This is a genomic window from Pseudomonas sp. Au-Pse12 (assembly GCF_021341665.1).
GTDB lineage: Bacteria > Pseudomonadota > Gammaproteobacteria > Pseudomonadales > Pseudomonadaceae > Aquipseudomonas.
Genome location: NZ_JAJTTH010000049.1, coordinates 1 through 259, shown reverse-complemented (window position 1 = coordinate 259; position 259 = coordinate 1). Strand labels below are relative to the sequence as shown.

At 54.1% G+C, this 259-nt stretch carries 1 protein-coding gene; it reads right to left on the bottom strand.

Annotation, left to right across the window (positions count from 1 at the left end):
* A partial coding sequence (locus LXM55_RS32375) for a GTP-binding protein (RefSeq protein WP_233324214.1) occupies window positions 1-259 on the bottom strand: 259 nt, incomplete at both ends.

Genomic DNA, 259 nt, shown 5'->3' with positions numbered 1-259 from the left:
GTCCAGAGTTTCTACCAGACGCTTAACAGCGGTGGTACCCATTTCGTTGTCGTCTTGGCCGTTCAGAGCCATCAGAGCCGAACCGATGATGATCGGAGTGTCGTCACCTGGGAAGTCGTAAGTGCTCAGCAGATCGCGCACTTCCATTTCAACCAGTTCCAGCAGCTCAGCGTCGTCAACCATGTCAGCCTTGTTCAGGAAGACAACGATGTACGGAACGCCTACCTGACGGGACAGCAGGATGTGCTCACGAGTTTGT